21 protein-coding genes and 1 pseudogene are annotated in these 24035 nt (G+C 59.0%); 6 read left to right on the plus strand and 16 right to left on the minus strand.

The genetic code is table 11. The features are described 5' to 3' along the window. Window positions 1–42: 42 nt before the first annotated feature. Window positions 43–462 (minus strand): MarR family winged helix-turn-helix transcriptional regulator, encoded by a 420-nt coding sequence (locus FIU93_RS26160; protein WP_152507206.1) that lies wholly within the window; start codon window positions 460–462, stop codon window positions 43–45. Window positions 463–604: 142 nt separating this feature from the next. Here FIU93_RS26160 and FIU93_RS26165 point away from each other — a divergent pair, with 142 nt between their 5' ends. Beyond that, window positions 605–1168 carry an HdeD family acid-resistance protein gene (locus FIU93_RS26165; RefSeq protein WP_031268980.1) on the plus strand — a complete coding sequence of 188 codons (564 nt, stop codon included), beginning with the start codon at window positions 605–607 and terminating at the stop codon, window positions 1166–1168. A 256-nt stretch (window positions 1169–1424) separates the two neighbouring features. Continuing rightward, on the plus strand, window positions 1425–2543 hold the full coding sequence (locus FIU93_RS26170) for a TauD/TfdA family dioxygenase (protein ID WP_152507207.1): 1119 nt from the start codon (window positions 1425–1427) through the stop codon (window positions 2541–2543). A gap of 81 nt (window positions 2544–2624) precedes the next feature. On the opposite strand, the gene FIU93_RS26175 is transcribed toward FIU93_RS26170, so the two are convergent. From FIU93_RS26175 to katG, 10 genes are all read right to left on the minus strand, one after another. Then, window positions 2625–3362 carry an anti-sigma factor gene (locus FIU93_RS26175; RefSeq protein WP_152507208.1) on the minus strand — a complete coding sequence of 246 codons (738 nt, stop codon included), beginning with the start codon at window positions 3360–3362 and terminating at the stop codon, window positions 2625–2627. After that, complete coding sequence (locus FIU93_RS26180; RefSeq protein ID WP_055658528.1) at window positions 3359–3907, minus strand: sigma-70 family RNA polymerase sigma factor; 549 nt, start codon at window positions 3905–3907, stop codon at window positions 3359–3361. Before FIU93_RS26180 ends, FIU93_RS26175 begins: the two co-directional genes overlap by 4 nt. 235 nt (window positions 3908–4142) lie before the next feature. Further along, window positions 4143–4931 (minus strand): DUF4394 domain-containing protein, encoded by a 789-nt coding sequence (locus FIU93_RS26185; RefSeq protein WP_023000039.1) that lies wholly within the window; start codon window positions 4929–4931, stop codon window positions 4143–4145. Between the two features lie 221 nt (window positions 4932–5152). After that, on the minus strand, window positions 5153–5857 hold the full coding sequence (locus tag FIU93_RS26190) for a pseudouridine synthase (RefSeq protein WP_055658527.1): 705 nt from the start codon (window positions 5855–5857) through the stop codon (window positions 5153–5155). A gap of 1 nt (window position 5858) precedes the next feature. Further along, entirely contained in the window at window positions 5859–6902 is a 1044-nt protein-coding gene (locus FIU93_RS26195) for a class I SAM-dependent methyltransferase (protein WP_152507209.1), read from the minus strand. Between the two features lie 57 nt (window positions 6903–6959). Continuing rightward, window positions 6960–7532, minus strand: a complete 573-nt coding sequence (locus tag FIU93_RS26200; RefSeq protein ID WP_209010239.1) for a GDYXXLXY domain-containing protein — start codon at window positions 7530–7532, stop codon at window positions 6960–6962. Further along, complete coding sequence (locus FIU93_RS26205) at window positions 7529–8890, minus strand: DUF2157 domain-containing protein (RefSeq protein WP_209010240.1); 1362 nt, start codon at window positions 8888–8890, stop codon at window positions 7529–7531. The genes FIU93_RS26200 and FIU93_RS26205 overlap by 4 nt, the downstream gene beginning before the upstream one ends. 425 nt (window positions 8891–9315) lie before the next feature. Continuing rightward, a complete protein-coding gene (locus tag FIU93_RS26210; RefSeq protein ID WP_152507210.1) occupies window positions 9316–11955 on the minus strand; it encodes a DUF3141 domain-containing protein in 2640 nt (879 codons plus the stop codon). Window positions 11956–11964: 9 nt separating this feature from the next. Further along, entirely contained in the window at window positions 11965–12729 is a 765-nt protein-coding gene (fabI, locus tag FIU93_RS26215; RefSeq protein ID WP_152507211.1) for an enoyl-ACP reductase FabI, read from the minus strand. Window positions 12730–13004: 275 nt separating this feature from the next. Then, a complete protein-coding gene (katG, locus tag FIU93_RS26220) occupies window positions 13005–15176 on the minus strand; it encodes a catalase/peroxidase HPI (protein ID WP_023000032.1) in 2172 nt (723 codons plus the stop codon). 251 nt (window positions 15177–15427) lie between these two features. Here katG and FIU93_RS26225 point away from each other — a divergent pair, with 251 nt between their 5' ends. Then, the gene (locus tag FIU93_RS26225; protein ID WP_075284260.1) at window positions 15428–16351 is read left to right on the plus strand and encodes a LysR substrate-binding domain-containing protein; all 924 of its coding nucleotides are present in this window, start codon (window positions 15428–15430) and stop codon (window positions 16349–16351) included. A 21-nt stretch (window positions 16352–16372) separates the two neighbouring features. On the opposite strand, the gene FIU93_RS26230 is transcribed toward FIU93_RS26225, so the two are convergent. From FIU93_RS26230 to FIU93_RS31515, 3 genes are all read right to left on the minus strand, one after another. Beyond that, window positions 16373–17551, minus strand: a complete 1179-nt coding sequence (locus tag FIU93_RS26230; RefSeq protein ID WP_209010241.1) for an MFS transporter — start codon at window positions 17549–17551, stop codon at window positions 16373–16375. A gap of 137 nt (window positions 17552–17688) precedes the next feature. Next, complete coding sequence (locus FIU93_RS26235; RefSeq protein WP_152507212.1) at window positions 17689–18354, minus strand: class I SAM-dependent methyltransferase; 666 nt, start codon at window positions 18352–18354, stop codon at window positions 17689–17691. 144 nt (window positions 18355–18498) lie between these two features. Further along, entirely contained in the window at window positions 18499–18645 is a 147-nt protein-coding gene (locus FIU93_RS31515) for a hypothetical protein (protein WP_023000028.1), read from the minus strand. 85 nt (window positions 18646–18730) lie between these two features. Here FIU93_RS31515 and FIU93_RS26240 point away from each other — a divergent pair, with 85 nt between their 5' ends. After that, a complete protein-coding gene (locus FIU93_RS26240) occupies window positions 18731–19636 on the plus strand; it encodes a LysR family transcriptional regulator (protein WP_152507213.1) in 906 nt (301 codons plus the stop codon). Window positions 19637–19727: 91 nt separating this feature from the next. Here the strand turns inward: FIU93_RS26240 and FIU93_RS26245 are convergent, their stop codons facing one another. Both FIU93_RS26245 and FIU93_RS26250 read right to left on the minus strand, forming a co-directional pair. Then, the gene (locus FIU93_RS26245; RefSeq protein WP_152507214.1) at window positions 19728–21362 is read right to left on the minus strand and encodes a hypothetical protein; all 1635 of its coding nucleotides are present in this window, start codon (window positions 21360–21362) and stop codon (window positions 19728–19730) included. 225 nt (window positions 21363–21587) lie between these two features. Continuing rightward, entirely contained in the window at window positions 21588–22496 is a 909-nt protein-coding gene (locus FIU93_RS26250) for an alpha/beta hydrolase (protein ID WP_152507215.1), read from the minus strand. Between the two features lie 169 nt (window positions 22497–22665). Here FIU93_RS26250 and FIU93_RS31920 point away from each other — a divergent pair. Beyond that, a pseudogene (locus FIU93_RS31920) lies at window positions 22666–22857 on the plus strand (hypothetical protein); the annotation flags it as partial. 225 nt (window positions 22858–23082) lie between these two features. Further along, a complete protein-coding gene (locus FIU93_RS26255) occupies window positions 23083–23787 on the plus strand; it encodes a ParA family protein (protein WP_035908315.1) in 705 nt (234 codons plus the stop codon). Window positions 23788–24035: the final 248 nt, after the last annotated feature.

Here is a 24035-nt window from a genome sequence, read left to right on the forward strand (position 1 = left end):
CGGTTTGCCAGTCCGCCCGAAATGGAAATCCTTTTTGCCCGGCTATAGCTCCGAGAGCCGTTTCAGGGTGTCGATGGCACGCAGAAATTTATCGCTTCCGAGATGTCCCTTCACGTCTGCCTGGGCCTGCCGCCACAACGGGACGGCAGTATCAAGAAGCTCCGCACCCTTCGGGGTCAGCCGATACTGTTTGCTGCGGCCGTCCCGGACGGGTTGCGATGCGACCAGCCCCTTGCGCTCCAGAAGAGCGACATTGCGCACCAGTGTCGTTCGTTCCATGGACAGCCGCTTGGCCAGTGCTGCCGTCGTCACGCCTTCGTATTTTCGGATCGAAACAAGAACGGAGAACTGACCAGCCGTCATGCCAACCTGCCGCGCCAGCTTGTCGTAGTGCCGGCTGACGGCACGTGCGGCCTTGCGCGCGTTGTCGAGAACGCAGAGCGAGAAATCGTCTTCTTCCATGCGGGCTTTGTGTGCATATACACATCAAAAGTCAAGTCACAGTCGAACGATCCCCTTCCCGGGCAATTTGTCATCAGGATATTGCGTTTATTTGCAAAGGGGTTACGGTCAACAACGGCAACCGGAGCGTGAGGAGGTCAAAATGACAGATGCTGTTCAGGCCGTAGAGAATATGAGAAGAAAGATCCAGGACAACTGGGGCTGGTTTCTGGCGCTCGGCATTGCGCTGGTCATAGGTGGCATCATCCTGATCGCCGCTCCCCTGGCAACGTCGATTGCCGTGACGATCCTGATCGCGGCCGTGCTATTCGTCGGCGGCCTGGTTCAGATCTACAATTCCTTCAAGACCCATGGTACCGCCAGTTTCCTCTGGAACCTGATCACCGGCATTATCGCCGTCATCGGCGGGATCGTGATTTATGTGAACCCGCTCGCGGGAACCATCGCGCTGACACTGGTGATTGCCGCCATCTTCGTGGCGCAGGGCATCAGCCAGATCCTGCTGGCCTTCAAACTGAAGCCGCATGACGGCTGGGTCTGGGTGCTGATCGCAGGGCTCGTATCCCTTGTGGCTGGCGCGATGATCTGGCTGGAGCTGCCGAGTTCGGCCGCCTGGGCGCTTGGCCTTCTGGCCGGCATTTCGGTGCTGATCAACGGCTGGAGCTACATCGCCATTGCCCTTGCAGCCAAGGCATCCAAGAACTGAAACTGCATTTATTTGAGATGACTGGCACCCGGCAGAATTTAATTTGCCGGGTGCTTTTTTTGATGTAGCGTTTTTCAGGTTCAACAGCAGGCATCGCCTGCGTTCAGGCTGTTCCGTGGATGGTTTCTGTTCTCGGCCGCAATGGCGGCAATCCGCATAACAAGGCCTATTGGTGGTGGCCGCCCCCCGCCGACCGTTGATGTTTGCCGGCTCTTGCCGGTGTCCCTACTCTCCAAGACATCAACGGATTTTAGAAATGACGAACGTGACCTTGCGCGGTGAAGACCGCATGCTTTCTGTCGCCTGGACCGATGGCACCAGCGCCGACTTTCCCTTCATCTGGCTTCGCGACAACTGCCCGAGCGGGTTTCATCCGCAAACGCAGGAACGCCAGTTCGACCTGACCGGCATTGCGATGGATATTTCCATCGTGAAGGCCGAACAGGATGCGGATGAAATTATTCTAACCTGGTCCGGCGACGGCCATGTCAGCCGCTACAGGGCCGACTGGCTGTTAGATCACCGGCCAGGGGTCGGACTTGCCGATCCAGCCGAGATCGAGCCTGCGCTGTGGCGCGGTGATCTTGTCCCGGAAAGCCTTCCGCGCGCGGCGGCCGCCGACTTGATGGTCAACGACGATCTCCTTCTCGCTTTCCTGATCGAAGCCAAGAAAACCGGCCTTGCTCTTGTCGACGGCATGGCTGACGACGTGGAGGCAGGTGTCGATGTCGCCCGCAGGATCGGTTTTCTTCGGGAGACCAATTTCGGCACGACATTTGAGGTCATTTCCAAACCGAACCCGAACAACCTGGCCTATACGTCCCATGCCCTTCCTTTGCATACGGACCTGGCCAATCAGGAATTGCCACCAGGCTTCCAGTTCCTGCATTGTCTTGCCAATGAAGCAGAAGGTGGCGGTTCGACCTTTTGTGACGGCTTCGCGATTGCGGACGATCTCGCCCGTCTCGATCCGGAGGCCTTCCGGCTCCTTGCCGAGACGCCGGTGCCCTTTCGCTTTCACGACGAGGACTACGACATCCGCCGCCATCACACGGTGATCGAACTCGATCTGTTCGCACGCGTGCAGGAGTTTCATTTCAACGCCCATCTCGCCGGGATCTTCGATCTGCCGGCCGATCGAATGGAAGCTTATTACGGGGCGTATCGCACCTTGATACAGATGACCCGATCAAGGAATTACGTCATCACCACACGGCTGAAAGGCGGAGAGATGGTGATCTTTGACAATCGGCGGGTCCTGCATGGCCGAGCCGCTTTCGACCCTGGCACCGGGTTCCGCCATCTGCGCGGCTGTTATGTCGACCGCGGCGAATTCGACAGCCGCATACGAGTCCTCAGCCGAAAAAGAAATTAAGGGTCTCATAGTCAAGAGCGCCCGAACATGTCCGGGCGCTCTCCAGTTCTTTACACCTTCCGGTGCTTTTCACACCGATGATCAGCGAGGCTCCCTCGCAAGACCCTTGCCGAGGATGGGGCCGGTCGGCAACCCGGTTGGAGACCCTCCCGGCTGTTCGAAGGTGATCTCATAAAGCTGGTCTGGCTTGGGAACCGGCAACCCGGCAGCTTGCAGGATCGTTTGTTTAGGCTCATCGAAGATGCCCAGGGAAACCGGCGGCCCATCCGGATCCGGTTTGGTCCAGAGCTGAAGGATCGTGCCTGCCGGGACATCGGTCTGCCCCAGAAGCGTGACCTGGGTCGCGTTGTTCTCAGCCCCTTCGATCATCGCAACAGGCTGCCCGGCATCGTTGACAAGCACGGCAATCACCTGCGGTTCAACTGTCGTCATGAGGTTCCAGACAAGCGCGATGGCAAGTACGAGGCTCGCTGCCAGGCTGGCTGCCGCCGTCCACATCATTGGCCTGCTGCGCTTTTCTCTCTCGGACTTGAGATCCACCGGCGCTTCAACACGACTGTCTTTCGTCTCGGGAGCGGCAATACTCTCTTCCACCGCGTCCAGACGCCTTTCAACGCGATGCCAAAGGCTCTCCGGCACGGCTTCACGGGGCGTCGCGGCGTCGAGGGCGGCGAACCGCTGACGGGCAAGTTCCACGAGAACGGCCAATTCCGGCTCCTTCATCAGGCGATCTTCCACTTCGCGCTGTTCTTCTGGGTCGCACAGGCCAATGACGAATTCGTCGGCAAGTTCAGCAAGATTTCGGCGGGCCGTTCTCATGACATGCACTCCCGCAAGGAAGTCAGGCCACGGCGCACCCACGCCTTTACCGTTCCAAGGGGGGCCGACAACCGGCCGGCAATTTCACCATGGGTGTAGCCCCAGATATAGGACATCAGCACGGCACTGCGCTTTTCCGTTTCCAGTCGTCCGAGACAACGGCGCAACTCGCTGTCATGGCCCAGCATTTCCCACGCCTCGTTCAGTTCGCTGCCGTCGATCTGACGTTCCAGCTTGTCGTCATCGGTTGCCGATTCCCGGGCCCCGTCACGAAGCATGTTCAAGGTCCTGTTCCGCAGGACCGCGTAGATCCACGCGCGTCCGGATCCCTTCGCAGGATCAAACTGGGAAGCCTTGCGCCAGATCAGGACCAACGCATCCTGGAGCGCATCTTCAGCAAGGTCCTGCCGGCGCAACATGCGCTTGGCAATGCCCAGCATCTTGGGGCCTTCCAGTTCCAGGATCTGTCGCAGGGCCTGCCGGTCCTTGCGTGCACAGGCGGCCAGAAGGGCCGCGTGATCCACTTCGCTTACGCTTTCCGGCATATCCAGCACGTTGGTCTCACTTGTTCAATCTCACCAGGGCTCCTGAGTGCTACGCATCAGAAGCGTTGCCGGACCAGTCGTACCGGTAAGGGACCGGAGCAGCCTGGGGTGGGTGGTCCAGGCTGCTCCGGCAATCGGCTTTGCGCACCAGGTGGGACGGGGCCGCAAAGCCCAGAGCATCCTTGTTCATTCAGCGGGCTGAAGATGCTCTGTCAGTATGTGTTTTGGATGGGGCTTACATCGCGGTCATGAACGTGATGTCGCGCAGCGGCCATTCCAGGCCACCCAGCTCCCAGCTGTCGGTCACCTTGCCGGTTTCCAGCGAAACGGTGTGCAGCCACGTGCCGGTTGCCAGCCAGGCCTTGTTGTTGCCTTCCGCGTCGGTGGCGACATCAAAGGCATAGGTTTCGGCAGCGTCCACACCCAGTTTGCCAACGGCCGCAAGGGTGCCATCGTTCGGCGAAGTCTGACGGATGACGGCACCAATGGTCGCGTCGATGTCGTACATCGCCGTCGTTTCCGGCTGGCCGTAGGAGTTGATGTAGGCGGCAGCAACGATGTTCGGCGCCTCACCCGCATGCATGTCCTTTTCCTCAAAGGCCAGGCTGCCATCGACGGTCACCTTGCCGCTTTCGATATCAACCCGGTGGTTGGTCACACCGGTCATGAAGCGCAACTTGTTGGCCTTGGGGTTGAAGTCGACGATGACAGGCTGCCCGTCTTTCAGCGGCAGCATCTTGTCCATCTTGGAAATCACCGTTGCCGCACCGGTCTTCGGATCAATCTCGACGATTTCATGAGCGCCACTGACGCCGATCAGCTGCCCCGTTGCCGGCCGCAGGTCAATGCCGAGCAGGCTGTCGACACCGGAAACTTCCATCGTGTCGGTGACCTTTCCGGAATTGCTATCGATGACCACCAGGGTCTTTTCACCGGCAAGACCGATCGCAGGGGTCGCGTGAGCAGCGCCAGCGGCAAGAACAAGGGCGGATGCTGTCAGAAGGCTACGTGCAATAAGGGGCATTTCAGATCTCCGTCTTTCAAAGGCAGGAGGCATCGGATTGGCCTCACTTCCCGGAAACACGGCAGATCGAATTTTAGATGCAGCAGGGGAAAATCTTTTTTGGAATTTTTCAGAAATTGGCGATCAGATGAAATATAAGCATCTGAATTTATTGAACTTAAGAGAGAAACCTCTCATCATAAAAAAATCCTGGTTCGCAGCAGAAACAGGAAACCGTGACCTCATCCGCCTTCGAAAATGCGTGTCTTTTCTTCTTCGGACAGCACTTTCCATTTGCCCTCTTCGAGACCTTCCAGACCGAGGCCGCCGATGTGGCTGCGGGTCAAGTCGGTGACATGATTGCCCGTTGCTGCAAACATGCGGCGTACCTGGTGATACCGGCCTTCATGCAGGGTCAGCCGGGCATGGGTTTCGTCCAGAACCTGAAGCTCCGCCGGCTTCAGCGGCTTGTCTTCACTTTCCAGCATCATGTCGCCGGAGGCAAACAGCGCGCCTTCGTCGCCCTTCATCGGGCGGTCGAGCGTCACTTCGTAAATCTTGGGAACTTCGGACTTCGGCGAGATGACGCGATGCAGGAATGTGCCGTCGTCGGTAAACAGCAAGGCACCGGACGTTTCCTTGTCCAGCCGACCGATGGTGGACAGAACCGGCTTGCGCATGCGGAACCTGTCCGGCAACAGGTCATAGACCAGCCGGCCCTGATCCTTGATGGAGCAGGTGTAGCCAAGCGGCTTGTTCATCAGGATCACCACCCCGTGTGCGGGGTCGAGCGGCTCATCGTCGAAGAGGATGTCCTCGTGAGCGGTCTTGGCATCCGCCTTCAAACGGCTGCCTTCGCGGTCTGTGAGCCACCCGTTGCGGATGGCGACCTGCATTTCCTTCCGGCTGCCATAGCCGAGATTGGCAAGGAGTTTTACAAGACGCATCTTACCGGCCTCCCTTGCCTTTGACGGCCCGGATCACCTTGTAGCCACCTTCGTCGGCGAGCTGTTTCACATCGGCGAAGACTTCGCCCAGCGTGTGCTCGTAGGGAAGATGCCGGTTCGCGACCATGAAGAACTCGCCACCCGGCCGCAGTCCGCGGGCAGCGGCGCGAATGAAGCCCTGACCGACGTCAGCGCGATCTGCCTTGCCGGCCTGGTGGAACGGCGGATTGGAGACGATGAAGTCGTAAGGTCCTTCGATGCCCTGGGTCACATCCGACCAGATGCCGTTCATCGTTCTGAGGCCCTTGAAGGCAGCCAGGTTCTGTTCGGCCAGATCCAGCGCACGCTTTTCCGCCTCGTAGAGATCCATCGAAGTGACCTTCGGAGCCTTCTCGAAAACGGCACGTGTCAGATAACCGAAGCCCGCTCCAAGATCAGCGCCTCTGCCCTTCAGCGTTGCCGGCACAAGGTCTGCCAGAAGTCTGGAGGCCGGGTCGATCCTGTCCCAGGCGAAGATGCCCGGCCGGCTGACGAATGCGCCGTCAAGCACGGTCCGCGGCGCATCGAGTACCAGCCATTCGGCGAGAAGCGTGGTGTTCAGGCTATCATCGGAAAGTTCACTCCAGACAACCCGGCACTTGTTCTTGGTCATTTTCTCGGCGCTGCCCAGAAGCTCCTGAAGATCGCTTTCCAGCGTCTTGGCACCTTCGGTGTTGGGCGCGCAGGCCATCACGGTTCCGCCCGGCCGTGTCTTTGAAACCGCACGGGCAAGCTGTGCCCTTGCTTCCTGCCGTTGACGACCGGGAAGAACGAGAACTGCGTCGAAGCTTTTGTCTTCCGTCTCCGCGTCTACCTTCAGCCCTGCCTTTTGCAGCGCATCCCGGTCTGGTGCGAAACTCTGTTCGCAAACAAGATCTGCGTCCGCAAGCGCTGCAAGCGGACGCCCTGTCCTTGCGCGCAGGAACAGGACGCGGCTCTTGTCGGCGAGCTCGACAGCCCCGGTTTCAAGAGGCAAGACGAGTGTATCGAGCGCGGGATCGGACATGGCGGTCTTTCAGACGGGTTTCAGCTGACGCGCTCATACCGCCAGAATGGCCGAAGGTCAAAAGATCGCATCAGACCGGAATGCTTTTCCATCCACCAGCAGGTTTACCGGCAGCGACCGGCCGTCTTCGGTCAACGAGATTTCAAGAAGAATGCGCGATGTGTCCATGCGTTCGATTTCAAGTCCCTCGCCCTCGGGCAGGAAGAAGGCATCGATACCGTAGTCCACCCGGATTTCGTCACCAAGAACGGAGCGAACGGTACCGGCGATCGCCTGATCACCGGCGTCAGCTCTTTCCTTCGCGATCAGAACCGGCACGGCAGCGCCCGTTCCTTCTGACTTCAGACCGACGAAGATGCTGTCTCCCGACTGGACCTTGTCAGCACCGGGCACCGTCCTGGAAATGGTGCCGATCGCAAGATTGATCACCACATAGTCGCCACGGAGCAGGTCTCTCGGGTCAACCGGCACCACGGCAAGCGAAACAGCGGTTCCGCTGTGTTGCACGTCCAGCCGGTCGAACAACGGGATTGAGATGAGGCCAAGCTGGATCAGGGCCAGAAGTCCCCAAAGCAGCCATTGGGCGCGGGACTGCGGTTTTGAAACGGGAGTTGCAGTTGCCGTGGTCATTCCTGAACCTCCCCGGTGACGTCACCTTGTTCCGGCGTCCGGCCACCGCGCCTCATCAGACGCGCCAGCCAAAGGGCCATTGCCAACAGCAGAACACCTGCCACCAGGAAGAACAGCGACTGCCCCAGCAAACTGCCGATGGTGACCTGAAGCAGCCAGAGCGCGACCGCAGTCAGGCCGAAATAGGAACAAAGCATCCAGAACCTGTTGTTATACCATGTCCCCAGTGCGCACAGACCGATCAGTGCCGCCAGAACAAAGGCTGCAAGAACGAGAACGTTAGCCGTCAGAACCGGCATCAGCACGGCCACGAGCGCCAGGCCGGTTGCCCCGAAGAGCGCCCCCGACTTCACGGTCTTGTAGGATAGCAGCAGGCCTGTCACCAGGAGAGCCAGAGCGACGGCCAACGGCACCATGGCAGGGAGTGTTGCAAGGCCGCCCAAGGACGGTTCATCCGCGACCTCGGGAACAAACACGAGCGCCAGGACGACCAGCACCGACAAGACCAGAATACCGACATCCTGAAGGGACCTTGCCATCAGCCAATGCCCGTGACTGCGCGTCGGCCGGTCGCTTGACCACTTCACGAAAAGATCGGCAACGGGATCGAGCAACATCATCGCGGCCGCCATACCACCGGTTCCGGCTAGGAACATTGCAGTGATGAAATCATCGCTGGAGCTCATCAGTTCCGCTGTTTCGCCAAACCAGCGGCCATAGGTTACCCAGAGCAGCGAAATCGCGGCCCAGCGCGAAAGCCGTGCGGGATGAACGACCGGATGTGCAAACACCGCGACAAGAAGGAGAAGCCCGATCAGATCTTCCATCAGCGGTGCCGAACCGAATTCGGACCGCATGACCTGCCAGGTTATGGCAGCACCAGCAGCGACGATCAGGGATGTTTTCGAACCGGTGAGCCACGCGGCAGCCAATGCACCGAGACAGACAAGGAAAGCACCACCGGGCCAGTCGGCAGGCAAGTGGAAGATCTGTCCGACCAGCGCCATGCCACCGAGAAAAACCAGCGTGGCAAAGCCAGTGGCAAGATCCGCGACACCCTTGCGCCCTCTTGTTGCGGCAAAGGCCGCAAGACCGTTGCTCGCAACGACAAGCAGTGCAATGCCGACGAGCTTCACGGACTTCGGGATAGCTCCCCAGTTTGCCGCAATGAACGCCAGCAGCGCCAAAGCCACGCAGACCATTCCAATTCCGGCAAGGGCCATGGGCAGGCGTGAACGACCGTCGTCCTGATCCTGCTCCTTCAATATGGCCGTTGCACCGGCAGAACTCACCCAGCCCTTCTCGACCCAAAGTTCCAGGTCGTCCTTCAAGCGTTTCTTATAGGCCCAGTCGAACATGCGGCTCCGCCAGTTTTGTCTTCATTGTTCTCTCGCAGCAGGGTTTTCCCTCACCCAGGTACACGGGATTCCGAACCGCGAGCGGCTCTGCTTCGGACAAGAAGTAGGCACTCGGGTGGCGAATAGGAAGTTTGTCTTTCGCCATCACGCTGGAGCGTAGCGAAAAATGCAATAAAAACAGAGTTCGAAATTCGGCAGCTCAAATTCCTGCCGGAAGCAGCGTTCCGGCACTTGTGAGCAGCACCGATCTTGCTATGCTTAACGGACAAATCCGGCGGCTGGACATCGGCACCACCTGTGCCGGATTGCCGCCAACATGTCTTAGCCTGCTAAGCGAAACACCGTTTCAGATCAGAGCCAAACTCCAAAAATAATTCCAGGGGGGCTCTGTGGGGGCGTCCGAGAGGCCCGGACGCCCCCTATTATTATTCAGCCGGTTCCTGCGGTTTTTTCGCACTGCTGCGTGATTTGCGTGGAGCCGTCGCCTTGCGCGCCGCTGCCTTTCGCGTTGCAGTCTTGCGAGGAGACGATTTGCTCGGCACTGCCGCAGCCGAAGCCGCCCTAACGGGAGCTGTCCGCGTTGGCGCCGACTTCGCAGGGGCCTTGCTCGCCGCCTCTTCCTGTGCCGCTCGGGCGTCTTCCTTGCCCGGCTCGACGACTACATCGGTCACGGCAAGGGGATCTTCCGTGATGTCTCCCGAAACAGGCGGCAGGCCCAGCACCTTGTGGAACTGCTGCAGCGTTTCCAGTGTATGCGGCGTCATTTCGTCTATTGCGCCGGGAATGAACCGCACAACCTTGGCCGCGAGTTCCCTCTCTTCCGGGGTTTTCAGAAGCTTTGGCAAGGTTTCGATTGCCAGTTCGGGGGCAAATTCGACGATCAGCGTCTGTTCCTGAAGAATGAAACTGCGTTCGTCCGCATTGAGTGATTTGAACGGTTCGTCCTGTGTCAGGACACGGGCCGAGCGTTCCAGACGGTCGCGGCGAACATTGCCCCGGCTGTCGGCAAGCAGGATCAGCATACGGATCACCGCTTCGCAGAAACCACCTTCCTCGATATGCATCAGGGCTGCCTGGACCGGCGGCAAGCTGCGCAACTCATCCTTGCGCTTCAGCGTCCGACCCGGTTGCTTGGTCCGGCCGAACCAGCGCATGTAGGGCGTACCCCAGATGGAATAGAAGAGGTTCTCGTAGGCTGTGTCGCGCAAATCCCGGAAAAGATCCATGGACTGCTCGATCAGGGCCGCATTGACCTTTTCCAGTTCGACAAACGGATTGCCTGCAGCGGCCGGAGACCTTTCGTTCCTTGCACGTTCGGCAATGCCGGGCAACCAGCCGAGAGCCGGATTGAGGCTGGAGAACAGCGCACGCTGCATTCTGAGCGGATGGCTCTTGCGACGCAGATCTGCGCTCTGCTCGGTGACGAAAGCCTGCACGAAAGGCCGTACGCAGACATCGTAGAATTCGGCCTGCTGCTCGGATGCACGGGCAACAGCGGCAAAGGGTATTTCATCGTCCCGGCCATCATCGATCTTCGTCAGGTCTTCCATCTTGCGCTCATGGAAGCTGACCGTGAATTCCCGCTCCAGCAGCGGGCCTTCATAGTCGTCGATGGTCATTTCGTAGAGGCCTGGCGCCAGCGCCTCGATTGTCTTCAGTGTCGAGGTGACTTCCGTGTGCTCCTTCTTCGCAATCTTGGAGGACACGAAAATGCCGAGATGGCCAACCTGTTCGTGGACCATATAGATGATCCGTTGGCCACGAATTGCGATTTCCCGCTCATCCGTGTAGGTGTCGATGATCCAGTTGAGGGCCTGCTGCGGCGGTGTGATGTTGTCGCCATAGCTGGCGAAAACGATGATCGGCGCACGAATATGCTTGATGTCGACGTTTCGGCCAGGCTCGAGCTGTGCCTCGTTCTTGGAAAGACGGTTGCCGACGAAGAGCTGCTCGACAATCCACTTCATCTCAGCTTCGTTCAGCAGGAAATACCCGCCCCACCAGCGTTCGAACTCCAGGAAACGCTTTGGCTCGGTGTCGACCTTGGCATAGAGATCGTAGTACTTGCCGAAGTAGTTCCGGGCCGGATTGAGCAGTTCGAAGTTCTGCACGATGTCAGCGCCATCGAAGATGCCGTGACCAAGGTCGGAGTAATACATCGCGTTCCAGGTCCCACCCAGGACGCCGGCATTGTAGCGCATCGGGTTTTCACCGACCCGGCCGGACCATGTGGACACAGGCGCCCCATTGAGGATGACCGGCCCGGTCAGATCCGGGTTCATGGCAGCCAGCAGCAGCGTCGCCCAGCCGCCCTGGCAATTCCCGGTCACCACCGGGTTCGGAGCTTCGGGGTGAAGCTCCATGACCTTGCGCACGAAGGCCGCCTCGGCATGGGTGACGTCCGCCAGTGTCTGGCCTTTCTCCGGCATGCGCTTGAAGGCAACGAAGTAGACCGGGTGACCGTCATGCAGGGCAACGCCCACCTGACTGTCCGGTTTGAAACCGCCGATCCCGGCTCCGTGTCCGGCCCGTGGATCGATGATGATATAGGGCCGTTTCCAGGGTTTCGGATCACGGCACGGCAGATCTGCGGGCGGAATGATTTTCAGCAACATGTAACAGCTGGGGCGCGGCAGATCGGCACCGTCCAGAACCACTTCATAATCATAGATCAGGACAGGTGGACAGCCGGCCTCTTCGTGATCCAGGAAGATGTCACCGCGCTGACGAAGCGTGTCCATTGTGAGGACCATTCGCTGGGCCGCATCCTTCCAGTAGTCTTCCCAGGCCTCGTATAATGACCCTTTTTCCTGCGCACCGCCCATGGCTTCCACGGCTTTGCCGAACTCGGAAATATTCGACTGCCAACGGGTCTTGTGATCGTCCGAGATCCGGGTCAGGTGCTTGGTCAGTCCCCTGCCCATCAGTTCCGCCAGGTTGGACAGCTCCGTCGCCTGGGCCTGCAGTGCCGTAAAACGCTCCGAGGGGCCCCAGGCGGTGGCATCATGCAGCGATTCCAGAAATTCGTTCTGGCCTTTTTCAAGCGCGTCAAAAATGTCCTTCATCAGGACCTCCTATCCAAGAATGCTGTAGCCACCGTCGATCGGGTGCACTGCCCCGGTGACGTTGAACGCCTCCCGGCTGGCAAGAAAGGCGGCATAGGCCCCGACATCGTCGATCGTGGCCAGTTGGTGTGTCGGCGCGCGCTCAGCCGCGTCGTTCAGTAATGCGTCGAATTCGGCAATCCCCGATGCGGCACGGGTCTTGAGCGGACCTGGCGACAGCGCATGGACCGAGATCCCCTTCGATCCGAGCTCGGCTGCCGCGTAGCGGGTGGCCGCTTCCAGCGCGGCCTTGACCGGGCCCATGACGCCATAGTTCTCGACGACCTTCTGCGCGCCCATGAAAGATACTGTCATGCAGGTACCGCCATGGGGCATGAGCGGCTCGGCCCTTTTGATAAGCCGCAGGAAGGAGTGGACGGAAACGTCCATGGCCAGCGAAAAGCCGTCCGCGGAACAATCGATCACACGACCATGCAGGTCTTCCTTTTTGGAGAAGGCGATGGAATGGAGCAAAGTGTCCAGACGGCCCCACTTGGCCTCAATCTCGGAAAACAGCGCGTCCATCTGCTCTGTATCGCGCACGTCGAGCGGGGCAATGATTTCCGCATCGAGCTGTTCGGCCAGAGGCCGCACGTAGGCTTCGGCCCGCTCATTCAGATAAGTGATCGCCAGATCTGCTCCCTGCGCACGGAAGGCCTTGGCGCAGCCATAGGCAATGGACTGATCGTTGGCGACCCCGACAACAAGGGCCTTGTGGCCCGTCAAATCAAACATATGCGCACAGCTCCCGAAACCTTGGGCGGCCAGGACGGAGGGAAACCGGCCGACTACCACACTTCGCTGTCTCAAGCGCAACCTGAAACTGCTTCGCAGTGCAACATAAACCTTGTGACGGAACAATGACCTTTTCAAGGAGATAAGGGTTAGTGCTGATGAAAATGATCTGCTGCAGCGCAAAATCAGCACCGGACGGAAAGCCCGCCCAAAGAAAACGGCGCCCCGGGAAACCCCGGGGCGCCGCCATCTGTCTCAAATTGCAGATACCGTCCTTAGATCAGGTCGAACCGGTCTGCGTTCATGACCTTGGTCCAGGCTTCAACGAAGTCCTTCACGAACTTCTCGTTGTTGTCGTCCTGAGCGTAGACTTCCGCATAGGCCCGCAGGATGGAATTGGAGCCGAAGACCAGGTCTGCGCTGGTTGCGGTCCACTTCAACGTGCCCAGCTGACGGTCGCGCACTTCGTAGGTACCGTCAGCAACCGGATGCCAGCTGTTGGCCATGTCGGTCAGGTTGACGAAGAAGTCCGTGGTCAGGGCACCTTCACGGTCGGTGAAGACACCATGCTTGGAACCACCGTAGTTGGTGCCCAGCACGCGCAGGCCACCCACCAGGACAGTCATTTCACGCGCGGTCAGGCCCAAGAGCTGTGCACGGTCGAGCATCATCTCTTCCGGGCTGACAACGTATTTCTTCTTCTGCCAGTTGCGGAAGCCGTCAGCGAGCGGCTCCAGAACTTCAAAGGACTCTGCATCCGTCTGTTCGTCGGTTGCGTCACCGCGGCCCGGAGCGAACGGAACAGAGACGTTGAAGCCACCTGCCTTGATTGCCTGTTCCACACCAAGATTGCCGGCCAGAACAATGACATCGGCAACCGAAGCACCGGTTTCGGCAGCAATCGGCTCGAGCTTGGCCAGAACCTTGGCGAGGCGTGCCGGTTCATTGCCTTCCCAGTCCTTCTGTGGAGCGAGACGGATGCGCGCCCCATTGGCACCACCACGCTTGTCGGAGCCACGGAAGGTCCGGGCGCTGTCCCATGCGGTTGCGATCATCTCTGCAGCGGTCAGGCCGCTGGCAGCGATTTTCGCTTTCACGGCGTCCACATCGTAGGAGGTGGAACCAGCCGGGATCGGATCCTGCCAGATCAGGTCTTCAGCCGGAACGTCCGGACCAAGGTAGTTGACCTTCGGGCCCATGTCGCGGTGGGTCAGCTTGAACCAGGCACGAGCGAAGCAATCGCGGAAATAGGCTTCGTCAGCCATGAACTTCCGGCAGATCTCGTTGTAGACCGGGTCCATCTTCATGCCCATGTCGGCATCGGTCATCATCGGGTTCCGGCGGATCGACGGATCAGATGCATCAACCGGCTTCTTGTCTTCCGGCATGTTGACCGGTTCCCACTGCCAGGCACCAGCCGGGGACTTGCGCAGTTCCCAGTCGTAGTTGAACAGGTAATCGAAGTAGCCCATGTCAAACTGGATCGGGAATTGCGTCCAGGCACCTTCGATACCGGAGGTGAACGCATTGGAAGCCTTGCCACCCTGTTCGGTGTTCGCCCATCCGAAGCCCTGCGACTCGACGCCGGCGGCTTCCGGCTCGACACCAATTCCTTCGGCAGACCGGTTGCCGTGGGCCTTGCCGACGGTGTGGCCGCCACAAGTCAATGCCGCGGTTTCCTCGTCGTTCATCGCCATGCGCTTGAAGGTTTCGCGAACGTGCGCTGCGGTTCTGACCGGGTCCGGCTGGCCGTTGACGCCTTCCGGGTTGACGTAGATCAGGCCCATGTGGATCGCCGCAAGCGGGTTCTCCAGGGAGGTCGCATCATCGGCGTTTTCAAAACGGTTCTCGACCGGTGCGAGCCATTCCTTTTCCGAGCCCCAGTAGACATCGGTTTCCGGACCCCAGATGTCTTCGCGGCCAAAACCGAAACCGAAGGTTTTGAAACCCATGGATTCGTAAGCCATGTTACCGGCCAGAATGATCAGGTCGGCCCAGGAAAGCGCGTTGCCATATTTCTTCTTGACCGGCCACAGCAGACGGCGGGCCTTGTCCAGGCTGGCGTTGTCCGGCCAGGAGTTCAGCGGAGCGAACCGGATATTGCCGGAGCCCGCGCCGCCGCGGCCGTCCTGCATGCGGTAGGAACCGGCGGAATGCCATGCCAGGCGGATCATCAGACCGCCGTAGTGACCCCAGTCAGCCGGCCACCAATCCTGGCTTTCGGTCATGAGCGCACGGACGTCGGCCTTGACTGCCTCGTGGTCGAGACCCTTCACGGCTTCACGGTAGTCGAAGTCGGGGTCCATCGGATTGGTGCGCGCACCGCGCTGGTGCAGGATGTCGAGGTTCAACGCATCCGGCCACCATTTCGTTACCGGCTTGTCCATCGCCGTGTTGCCGCCGTGCATTACAGGGCAACCGCCTGTCTTTTCAACCTTAGCGTCCATAACTCTCTCCACTGTCATCTGAAACGTTCGATTATTCGGGCCGCGTGAGACGCCCGTGATATCCGCAAGGCCCGTATGGGCCCGGGACAGATCGGTTTCCTCAAATCTCCCAAAATCTCCGCGCACAAAAATCAACCGGCATCGCAAGGGGTGTTTGCATGCCACCTGATCTCGTCTGTGCAGATTGACGCTAGCAAAGCCAATCGATCAGAGGAAGTTGAATTTTCTGATAAGTTCGATAAGTTAATCTTATGATCAATATCACCCTCAAACAGTTGCGCTATTTCGAGGCCCTCGCCCGGCACGGTCATTTCGGCAAGGCAGCCGAGGCCTGCGCCATTTCGCAGCCGGCGCTGTCCATGCAGATCAAGGAAATGGAGGAAGTGCTCGGCGCGAGTTTGTTCGAACGCGGGGCCAGACAAATCCGCCTGACACATTTTGGTGAAGTTGCCGCCGAGCGTGCCCGCGACATCCTGCGGGCCACCGAGGAGCTGGGTGACCTTGCCAGGGCATCACGCGAAAGGCTTGTCGGGCGGCTGCGCATCGGCGTCATTCCGACTGTCGCCCCCTATCTTCTGCCGAGCGTTGTCGGAGCATTGACCAGGAGCTATCCGGAGCTGGACATTCATGTGCGCGAGACAGTGACGCCGAACCTCATCGACGAGCTGGACGAAGGCCGCCTCGACACGGCCATTGTGGCCTTGCCGGTTTCCGAAGGCACGCTTGCCGAAACGGCCCTTTTCAGCGAGCGCTTCGTGCTGGTGCGCTCGGCGCGGGAAGCCAACGCGCCAATGCCGAGCGCCGACAGCCTGCGTGAGATGCGGTTGCTTTTGTTGGAGGAAGGCCATTGTTTTCGCGATCAGGCCCTGTCCTTCTGCAACCTGCAATCCGGTCCTCCGCGCGAAGTGCTGGACGCAAGTTCCCTTTCAACGCTGGTCCAGATGGTCAGTGCGGGGATGGGCGTCACCCTGATTCCGGAAATGGCCGTTCCCGTGGAGACCCGATCCGCATCGGTGGCAATCTCGCGTTTTGAAGCCCCCGAACCGACCCGGACAATCGGCATGGTCTGGCGTAGAAGGAGCCCGCTGGCAGGCCAGCTCACCGAGATCGCTGATATCGTCAGACGGTCAGCAGAAGGACTGACGGCCTTGCGAGACCAGCCGGCTATCAGCTGATCTGCAACCCCATGCCACGTGTTACGACTGCGTGGCGGCGCGCCGGAATGTCATGACGCCCAGCACTGCCATTGCGCCAGCAAGGCCAAGCAGGACGGCCCTTGCGTCGTCTCCAGCTGCGAAGATGGCGACGATGAGGCCAGCCAGCGGCTGCGACAGATTGTTGAGGCAGATGATCACGCCGGTTGTCTTGCCGAATTCCTCCGGCGGTATGATCTCCTTGCGCAAGGTGCGTACATAGATGTTGAACATCTTGTCGAACCCGGCAATCAGCAGGAAACCTGCCGCATAGATCAGCGGATGGGCTCCAAGGCCTGTCAGCACGGCCCCCGCGCAGATCAACCCGTAAGCCGTAACGCCGAGGGTCTTCAGGCTGAGCGCGACATGTGCGGTCAGCGTCAGGACGGCAAGTGTCGCCAGGGCTCCGCCGACCTGAAGCCAGGCGTAGACCTGTTCGCTTTGGCTGAAAAAGCCCGTCATCATGGCGGCAGCCGTTGCCAGCGTCGCGCCAATGATCAGGTTGACGCCGGCGGCCTGCAGGATTGCCCGCGTCAGGCCCGGCAATGTCCAGACCAGCTTGAGCGCGTGATTGAGGTCCGCCACGGGATGGCGCGAAACACGCTTGCCTGGAGCGTCTTCCATTCGTGCCTGACCGGGCCAGAAGTAAAACGCAAGATCGGCCAACACAAACAGGACCGTTGCCAGCACGACCACTGCCTGCCAGGGCCAGAACGCCATGAGGTAGGCGGCGACCAACGGACCGAGCACGACGCCCATTTGCGAGGCGAGCTGTCCGTAACTCGCCACTTTTTCGAAACGCTGGTCGGAGAAGGCACGTACAAGCACCATTTCCAGCGCCAGCATTCCCTGCGTCGTGAAAATGCCGACGACGGCAGAAAGCCCGATCAGCCACCAGACCCCACCAAATGCAAGCTGACCGGCGATACCGACAATACAGGCCACAGCCCGCAGGATGCGGCTGATACGCAGCAGCAGGATCGGCGAGAACCGGTCACACAGAATTCCTGCGACTGGAAATGTCAGATAGCGCGGCAAGGTTTCGAAGAAGAAGGCAAGGCCGGACCAGGCGACATCGCCGGTTATCTGGAAGATCACCAGCGGCACCAGAAACAGGAGGATCTGGTCGGCCAGAACCGTCAGGAACATGGACGCGAAAAAGGCGCGGTCGCGGACGAGCATTTGCAGCTTTCGAGGGAGCAAGTGTGGCGAGACAGATCACACCTAGCACTCAACACCCCTTATCTGCAAGTCGCCGCAACCGGCCAATTCAATCGATTTAAGAAATATCCGGGACGCTTCTTCTTCTGCGCCCCCCGTCAGAGCTTCCTTGCCACGACAAAGCGGCTGTAGGGTGCAGGATATGTTCCTGTCTCGATGATTTCGAACCCTGCCGACCGGATGCTGTCTTCTAGTGTGTCGAAGGAAAAGAAACGGACAAAAGGCGCCTTGCCAACCAGTTGCATCACCTTGACGAGAGGAGCAAACAGCCACGCGCGCCTTTTCAGGCAAACGGTCTTGGAAATGTACAGCCCACCCGGTTTCAGGAGATGATGAATACGGGACAGGGTATCCTCGGCGTTTTCCACCAGATGCAGGAAGTTGTAGGCAAGGATGGCATCGTACCCGGTTTCCCCCGGCTCGACCTTGTCGCTGAAGACATCGGCAACGGCAAACCTCAACCCTTGCGGATGATCTTCGGTATCCGGGCCCCCCTTCAATTTCGCCTGTGCAATCTCGATCATGCCGCTGGCGAAATCGGTTGCAAGATAAGACCTGACATTGCCGGCCAGCAAAAGCGCCGTCGACCCTGTGCCGCAGCCCAGTTCCAGAACACTGTCCTGCGGCCCCAGATGTTCCGTCGTACGCTCCAGCGTCTTTTTATAAGCTTCCTGGTTGCGGATGGGAGACGCAGCATATTTGCGCGCAGCCTTGCTCCAGAAACCGGCAGATGACGGCATTTCATTGGTCCATGTTGTCGCCATGGCGAATAGTCCATTTCTAACAGATATGCGGGAACGGCAGTAACCGGTCGAACCTGGTCCGACTGCAAATATGACAGCCGGCACACAGTTATCTGTGCTTCGAAACAGCTTCGAAGCACAGGCTGCTTGAAACTCCCGTACCCGCTATTTCTTCTTCTTGCGGCCGCCGCGCAGACCGATCTGATGAAGAATGTCGCGGCCGATATCGCGGCCGCCAGTGGGTGAAGCCAGGAACTCCAGAACCGAAAGAACGATGTTTGCCAATTGGATCATCAAAGATGACGGGCTCATTGGCGTCTCCTTTCGACAAGAAATCTACTTGCTTCAGAAATGAATGAGAATTGCCGAATTCTGGCTAGTTGATATACATATTTGCATGAACTGGCAGACCATCACATTCGACTGGAACCAAGCCCGTGCGTTCCTGGTAACGGCAGAGGAAGGGTCTCTCTCCGCAGCTGCCCGGGCACTCGGACTGACCCAACCCACGCTCAGCCGGCAGGTGGCAGCGCTTGAGCAGACACTTGGCGTGACCCTGTTCGAGCGTGTGTCGAAGAGCCTGATCCTCACGGAAGCCGGGATCGAACTGGCTGATCATGTGCGCGCCATGGGCGACGCGGCCAGCCGGATATCCCTCGCGGCATCCGGCAAATCACAGCAAGTCGAAGGACTGGTCACCGTTTCCACGACGGATCTGATGGCAGCTCATCTCTTGCCCGATATTTTGCGTGAGCTGCGCAAAAAGGCACCGGGCGTCGAAGTGAAAGTGCTTTGTACCAACAGCTTGAGCGACTTGCGCCGACGCGAAGCCGATATTGCCATTCGACATGTCGAACCGGACCATCCTGACCTTTATGCCCGCAAGCTGCGCGCGGCCCCGGCCCGCATCTTCGGCGCCAGATCACTGGTTGAACAATTCGGCCGCCCCCTGACGAGGGACGATGCGCCAGATCTCGATTTTATCGGCTTCGACAACAACGAAGAGCTGGTCGGCTACCTGCGCGCCTTCGGTCTGAAGGTGACCGAGGCCAATATTCGCCTTGGCTCCCCCAGCGGTCTGGTCGCCTGGGAATTCGTCCGCCAGGGACTCGGTCTGGCCATCATGGCGGATGAAATCGCTGCACGGTTCCCCGAGATCGTTCCCGCCTTTTCCGATATCGAACCGGTTTCGTTTCCAATCTGGCTGGTCACCCACCGCGAACTTCACACCAGCCAGAGGATCCGCGTAGTGTTCGATCATCTGGCGGAAGGTTTGCTGAAGGCCAAGCTCGCCAAGATATAGACGCCCGCTCTGGTCCCAGCCATGTGGCCTAGGTATCCGGTCATTTTTTAGCGGCATCCAAAACCAGTCGTTGATCTGCCCGAACTCTTCTTTACGCGGCCTTCGCCCGGCAGAGGCAGCTTGCCCGGATCGGAATGTCCGCACGCGCGATGGCCTGGTCGAGCAGAAGCTTGACGTGCGGCAGCTCCACCTTCTCCGAACGCCTTACCAGACATTCATGCAATCCGTGCAATGCCCAGACATTGCGTGGATGCTGGCTCGGGCGCGGCAGCTTGCCGTCCAATCCGAGATCCGCGCGGTAGACCGCTTCGGCTTCCTCATATTTGCCGGCTTCCATCAGGAGTGCGCCCAAGGCATGGCGCGTTGGCTGTGGCCAGGACCACGGCTCTTCGTATTGAAGCCCGTCGTCCAGGTCGACGGCAGTGCGAAGATGGGCAAGCCCTTCTTCCCTCCGTCCAGCCTTGAAGGCCACCTCCCCCTTCATCATTTCCTCTGCAACGGCGAGGACATCCCTTGCGGTGTTGTTGAAGAGCATCCGGCTATCCGGCACCTGCGCATAAGCCGCGGTGAAATCCGCCATGGCGGACAGCGCTTCGTCATGACGGCCGAGGTTGGCCAGGGCGATGGCCTTCGCGTAGTAGATCAACGCGTTGGTGGTGACATAGAGCTCCTTGTCCGCCGGCTGATCGAGCTCAAGGATTTCAGACCACATTCCGAACCGGATGTAGACATGCGGTGCGGCGGCCACGAAGGTTTCGAAAACGTCCGGATACGATCGAACAACTTCGTCGGGCACCTCGTCGCGCAATCGCTCGACAGCCTCCACCGCGGCGGCTTTTCTGCCAAGAAACATGGCGCCGTAGAATGCGAAATGCAGATTGTGGATCCGGTACAGCGCATAGAAATTCGCCGGGCCAGCGTAAGCCTTGAACTTGTCGTCGACCTTGGCTGCCGCAAGATTGCGGTAGAGCACATTCTGATAGTCGCCGCACAAGACATCGATATGCGTTCCCATGTGCACAAGATGCCCGGCATCCGGAACCAGATCCTTCAGCCTGTCGCCATGGCGCAAAGCCCTTTCTGGGTGCGGCGACATTTCCATCAGGTGAATGTACATGTGCAAGAGCCCAGGATGATCCCAGGCGCCCGGCAACCTCTCAAATGCATGTTCCAGAACAGCCACGGCCTCGGTGGTGGAACCTTCAGGGTTCGGCACGCCCGTGTGGAAATTCCACAATTGCCAGGGCGTGCGGTTCATCAAGGCCTCTGCATAGATGCACGCGACATCCAGATCTTCCCTGTTGGCTTCGTAAACGGGTTTCATCGCTTCCGCGAAGCCATCGTTGAAGGGCTGATAGTCTTCGATTTCCGGATCTGTGGGATAACGCAACGCCAGGGCCTCGATCAGCGCACGCTCCACCGGCCTGGCCTCCTTCAGCGCTTTTGCGGTGGCCAGCGCTGCATGTGCTCGTGCCAGCGCAGGCCCCTTTTCCTCAGGCGTGAAGATTTCCCAGGCCTTGTTGTAATTCGGACCGATACCGTAAGCGATGCCCCAGTGAGCCAACGCACAGGCCGGGTCGGCCGCCACCGCCTTTTCGAAACAGACAATCGCCTCTTCGTGATTATAGGCAAATAGCCAGACCAGACCGCGATCAAACCAGACTTGCGCTTCCGGTATTGACGTCACGACACGCGTATAGCGGCCGAGATCAAAATACTCTGACATGATACATCCCCCCTGATACGCGACACCAACCCGAGGATCGAGGCTGGCACGCCGAAAACGGCGGTTTCGAGCCGTCTTCCAGATGATAGGCATTGGTGCCCAGAGGGTAATTTGAAATTAAAAGTGACGTAAGGGCAACCGCAAAAGCGCTTCAAGTTTGCTCAGGCGCCGTGCAAACCAATTCACACGAGCCAGTTTTGATCCTGAGCAGTGCCGAACCTTCGCCTAACCCAGCATCCAGTTGAGTATCAGGCGCCAGTCGGTCATGCGGATGGGGGTGCCGTGGGTGCCTGTATCGAACAGCGTGAACTTGATCGGATAGTTCGGAGCCCTGGTCTTTATCTGCTTGAAGAAGTTCGCCTGATCTTCCCAATTGTAGACCTGGTCAAGCGTCCCCTGCCCCATATAGATCGGCACGTTGCGCCCAAGTGCACCTGAAGACAGGAAGTTGGGATCCTTCGGTGAGCCAAGCAGCAGGATGCCGGAAAGCATGCTGGCATAATTGGCGTTCTTTACCAGGTTCCAGCAGATGATGCCGCCCATGGAACCGCAGGCAACCACGACCTTGGCACGGGGCGACAGCTGCTTCTGATACTGGATCAGGGCTGCCACATCCGCCGTGCCGCGATTGTCGAAGTTCTTTATGTCGACGGTCAGGTAGGCGCCGCCGTTCCTGACCATCAGGTTCTGAACGCGGTTGAAGTTGCCACCGAACGAAACGTCGTTCATGCCCTGAAAGCGGTTGCCGCCCTGCCCGTGAATGTAGATCACGATGGCATTGGCACCGCCCTTCCAGTTGCCGGTGCCCATGAATTCGACAACCCGGCCGTTGGCTTTCAGTTCTCCGCTGCCACGGCCCCGCTTCGGTTTGTAGGAGACATAGTTTCCGTAGACCCTGCGTTCGTCGACTTCGTCGCGATCGCGCAGGTCTCGCTGCTTGGAATATTCAACGACGATAAAATCGCCATCATAGAGCGTTTCGGAGACCTTCTTGTATCTGAACAGCCCATCCTTGTAAGGCTTCAGCGCCTCAGCCGATGCCGACCCTGCCGTGCCCGCATATGCCAACACCCCGCAAAGCAGAAGGTTCCGGATCAAGCAGGCCGGGCGGGAGTTGAGAAATCGGTGCAGCATGTGGCGTCCTTCAAGGCGCGGATCAAAGACATAATTCTGACCCCAAAGCATCTGGCGTTCAAATCAACGCGGACAAGTGCCCCGAATACCATGAGACCGATCAACAGCGGCAGACCACCGATTCAGGCACCCCTTCCGCACCGACAACCTACGCGGCACCCAAGGCGCATGCAATCGGTGGCGATCCAAAATCCGGCAGGATTTCTCTCCCCCCAGACAGAAGACGCACGAGGCGTTGCTGTTGTCGAATTCGCGTCATCCAGGCTGCCCATTGCGGCTGAACGCAGCTTTTCGCCAGACCCTTGCAAATAGTGCCAAGGCGTTTTGCTGGTCTTTATCCACAAATCCTAACGTTTGTTGAATAAGTCTGCTGCAAATTGCGAATTTAAGGATTTGGTAACCATAAAAATCCAAGACTGCCAGACAGATAGGCCTGCAATGGGTCATCGGCGACACAAGCGGATTTGCAACGGAACACTCGGGAACCCGCAGACAGATCGCCTTCAAGGTGTTGGGGCAGCTTTCGGCATGCGCTCGCAGACGCAAGTTGCTCCAGACAATGCTCGGCAAGGTCAGGAGAAGCCAGATGCCAGTCATTTCCTTCGCAAACGCAAAGGGCGGCGCCGGAAAAACCACGGCGGCTCTGCTGCTGGCGACAGAAGTCGCAGCACGGGGAAAGCGTGTCACCATCTTTGATGCGGACCCGCAGAAATGGATCTCGAAGTGGTACGAGCTGCCACGCAAGAGCCCGGGCATCAACGTCGTCAGCGAAATTTCGCCGGCCTCCATTACAGAGCAGATCACACTTGCCGCCGAAACGTCCGACTATGTGATTGTCGATCTTGAAGGAACCGAAAACCTCATCGTCGCCAATGCACTTTCAGTATCCGACCTTGTGGTTGTGCCGATCCAGGGGTCTTCGATGGATGCGCGCGGTGGCGCCAAGATCCTGACCCTGATCAAGAAGCTGGAAAAGATTGTCCGCCACGACATCAAGCATTGCGTGGTTCTGACCCGTACCAATGCCGCGGTGACAACGCGTGCCATGAAGGCGGTCCAGGACTTCCTTTCCGCCCAGAATATCGACGTTCTTATGACCCCGATTGTGGAACGCGCCGCGTTCCGCGATCTCTTCGAATTCGGTGGCGGCCTCTCCGGCCTCGACACGTCGCTGGTCTCCGGTGTCGGCAAGGCCCGGGAAAACGCTTCGCTTTATGCCGCGGAAATCCTCGAACGGGCTATCACCGTTCCCAGGAAGCGCTGGTACAACGTGTTCAAGCGGGCGAGTTGACGGCGTTCGTTCCTGTCGTTTTTGCAAGAAAGGCTGCGGCTCAAACCGCGGCCTTTTTCGTATCGCTTGCAGAAGACCGGACCTGCACCCTCCTGCTTGACATGCCCGGTGTTGATGCCCGGTGTTGACGCACGGCATTGCCCCGAAGACGGCAGGTCCGAACCGGCCTCAACCAGCCATGGCACAGGCCCGCGAAGCAGGCTATGGTGGCGGCAAGGCGATACCCTTCTTGCCGCATACCCTTGATC

The organism is Labrenzia sp. THAF35 (genome assembly GCF_009363595.1).
GTDB classification, from domain to species: domain Bacteria; phylum Pseudomonadota; class Alphaproteobacteria; order Rhizobiales; family Stappiaceae; genus Roseibium; species Roseibium algicola.

Excerpts from the sequence above, each read along its gene's own strand:
- FIU93_RS26185 (WP_023000039.1), bottom strand. The coding sequence starts at position 4,931 with ATGCCCCTTATTGCACGTAGCCTTCTGACAGCATCCGCCCTTGTTCTT.
- FIU93_RS31515 (WP_023000028.1), bottom strand. The coding sequence starts at position 18,645 with ATGAGCCCGTCATCTTTGATGATCCAATTGGCAAACATCGTTCTTTCG.
- FIU93_RS26240 (WP_152507213.1), top strand. The coding sequence starts at position 18,731 with ATGAACTGGCAGACCATCACATTCGACTGGAACCAAGCCCGTGCGTTC.
- FIU93_RS26225 (WP_075284260.1), top strand. The coding sequence starts at position 15,428 with ATGATCAATATCACCCTCAAACAGTTGCGCTATTTCGAGGCCCTCGCC.
- FIU93_RS26165 (WP_031268980.1), top strand. The coding sequence starts at position 605 with ATGACAGATGCTGTTCAGGCCGTAGAGAATATGAGAAGAAAGATCCAG.
- FIU93_RS26175 (WP_152507208.1), bottom strand. The coding sequence starts at position 3,362 with ATGAGAACGGCCCGCCGAAATCTTGCTGAACTTGCCGACGAATTCGTC.
- katG (WP_023000032.1), bottom strand. The coding sequence starts at position 15,176 with ATGGACGCTAAGGTTGAAAAGACAGGCGGTTGCCCTGTAATGCACGGC.
- FIU93_RS26180 (WP_055658528.1), bottom strand. The coding sequence starts at position 3,907 with ATGCCGGAAAGCGTAAGCGAAGTGGATCACGCGGCCCTTCTGGCCGCC.
- fabI (WP_152507211.1), bottom strand. The coding sequence starts at position 12,729 with ATGTTTGATTTGACGGGCCACAAGGCCCTTGTTGTCGGGGTCGCCAAC.
- FIU93_RS26245 (WP_152507214.1), bottom strand. The coding sequence starts at position 21,362 with ATGTCAGAGTATTTTGATCTCGGCCGCTATACGCGTGTCGTGACGTCA.
- FIU93_RS26235 (WP_152507212.1), bottom strand. The coding sequence starts at position 18,354 with ATGGCGACAACATGGACCAATGAAATGCCGTCATCTGCCGGTTTCTGG.
- FIU93_RS26170 (WP_152507207.1), top strand. The coding sequence starts at position 1,425 with ATGACGAACGTGACCTTGCGCGGTGAAGACCGCATGCTTTCTGTCGCC.
- FIU93_RS26190 (WP_055658527.1), bottom strand. The coding sequence starts at position 5,857 with ATGCGTCTTGTAAAACTCCTTGCCAATCTCGGCTATGGCAGCCGGAAG.
- FIU93_RS26230 (WP_209010241.1), bottom strand. The coding sequence starts at position 17,551 with ATGCTCGTCCGCGACCGCGCCTTTTTCGCGTCCATGTTCCTGACGGTT.
- FIU93_RS26210 (WP_152507210.1), bottom strand. The coding sequence starts at position 11,955 with ATGAAGGACATTTTTGACGCGCTTGAAAAAGGCCAGAACGAATTTCTG.
- FIU93_RS26255 (WP_035908315.1), top strand. The coding sequence starts at position 23,083 with ATGCCAGTCATTTCCTTCGCAAACGCAAAGGGCGGCGCCGGAAAAACC.
- FIU93_RS26200 (WP_209010239.1), bottom strand. The coding sequence starts at position 7,532 with ATGACCACGGCAACTGCAACTCCCGTTTCAAAACCGCAGTCCCGCGCC.
- FIU93_RS26205 (WP_209010240.1), bottom strand. The coding sequence starts at position 8,890 with ATGTTCGACTGGGCCTATAAGAAACGCTTGAAGGACGACCTGGAACTT.
- FIU93_RS26195 (WP_152507209.1), bottom strand. The coding sequence starts at position 6,902 with ATGTCCGATCCCGCGCTCGATACACTCGTCTTGCCTCTTGAAACCGGG.
- FIU93_RS26250 (WP_152507215.1), bottom strand. The coding sequence starts at position 22,496 with ATGCTGCACCGATTTCTCAACTCCCGCCCGGCCTGCTTGATCCGGAAC.
- FIU93_RS26160 (WP_152507206.1), bottom strand. The coding sequence starts at position 462 with ATGGAAGAAGACGATTTCTCGCTCTGCGTTCTCGACAACGCGCGCAAG.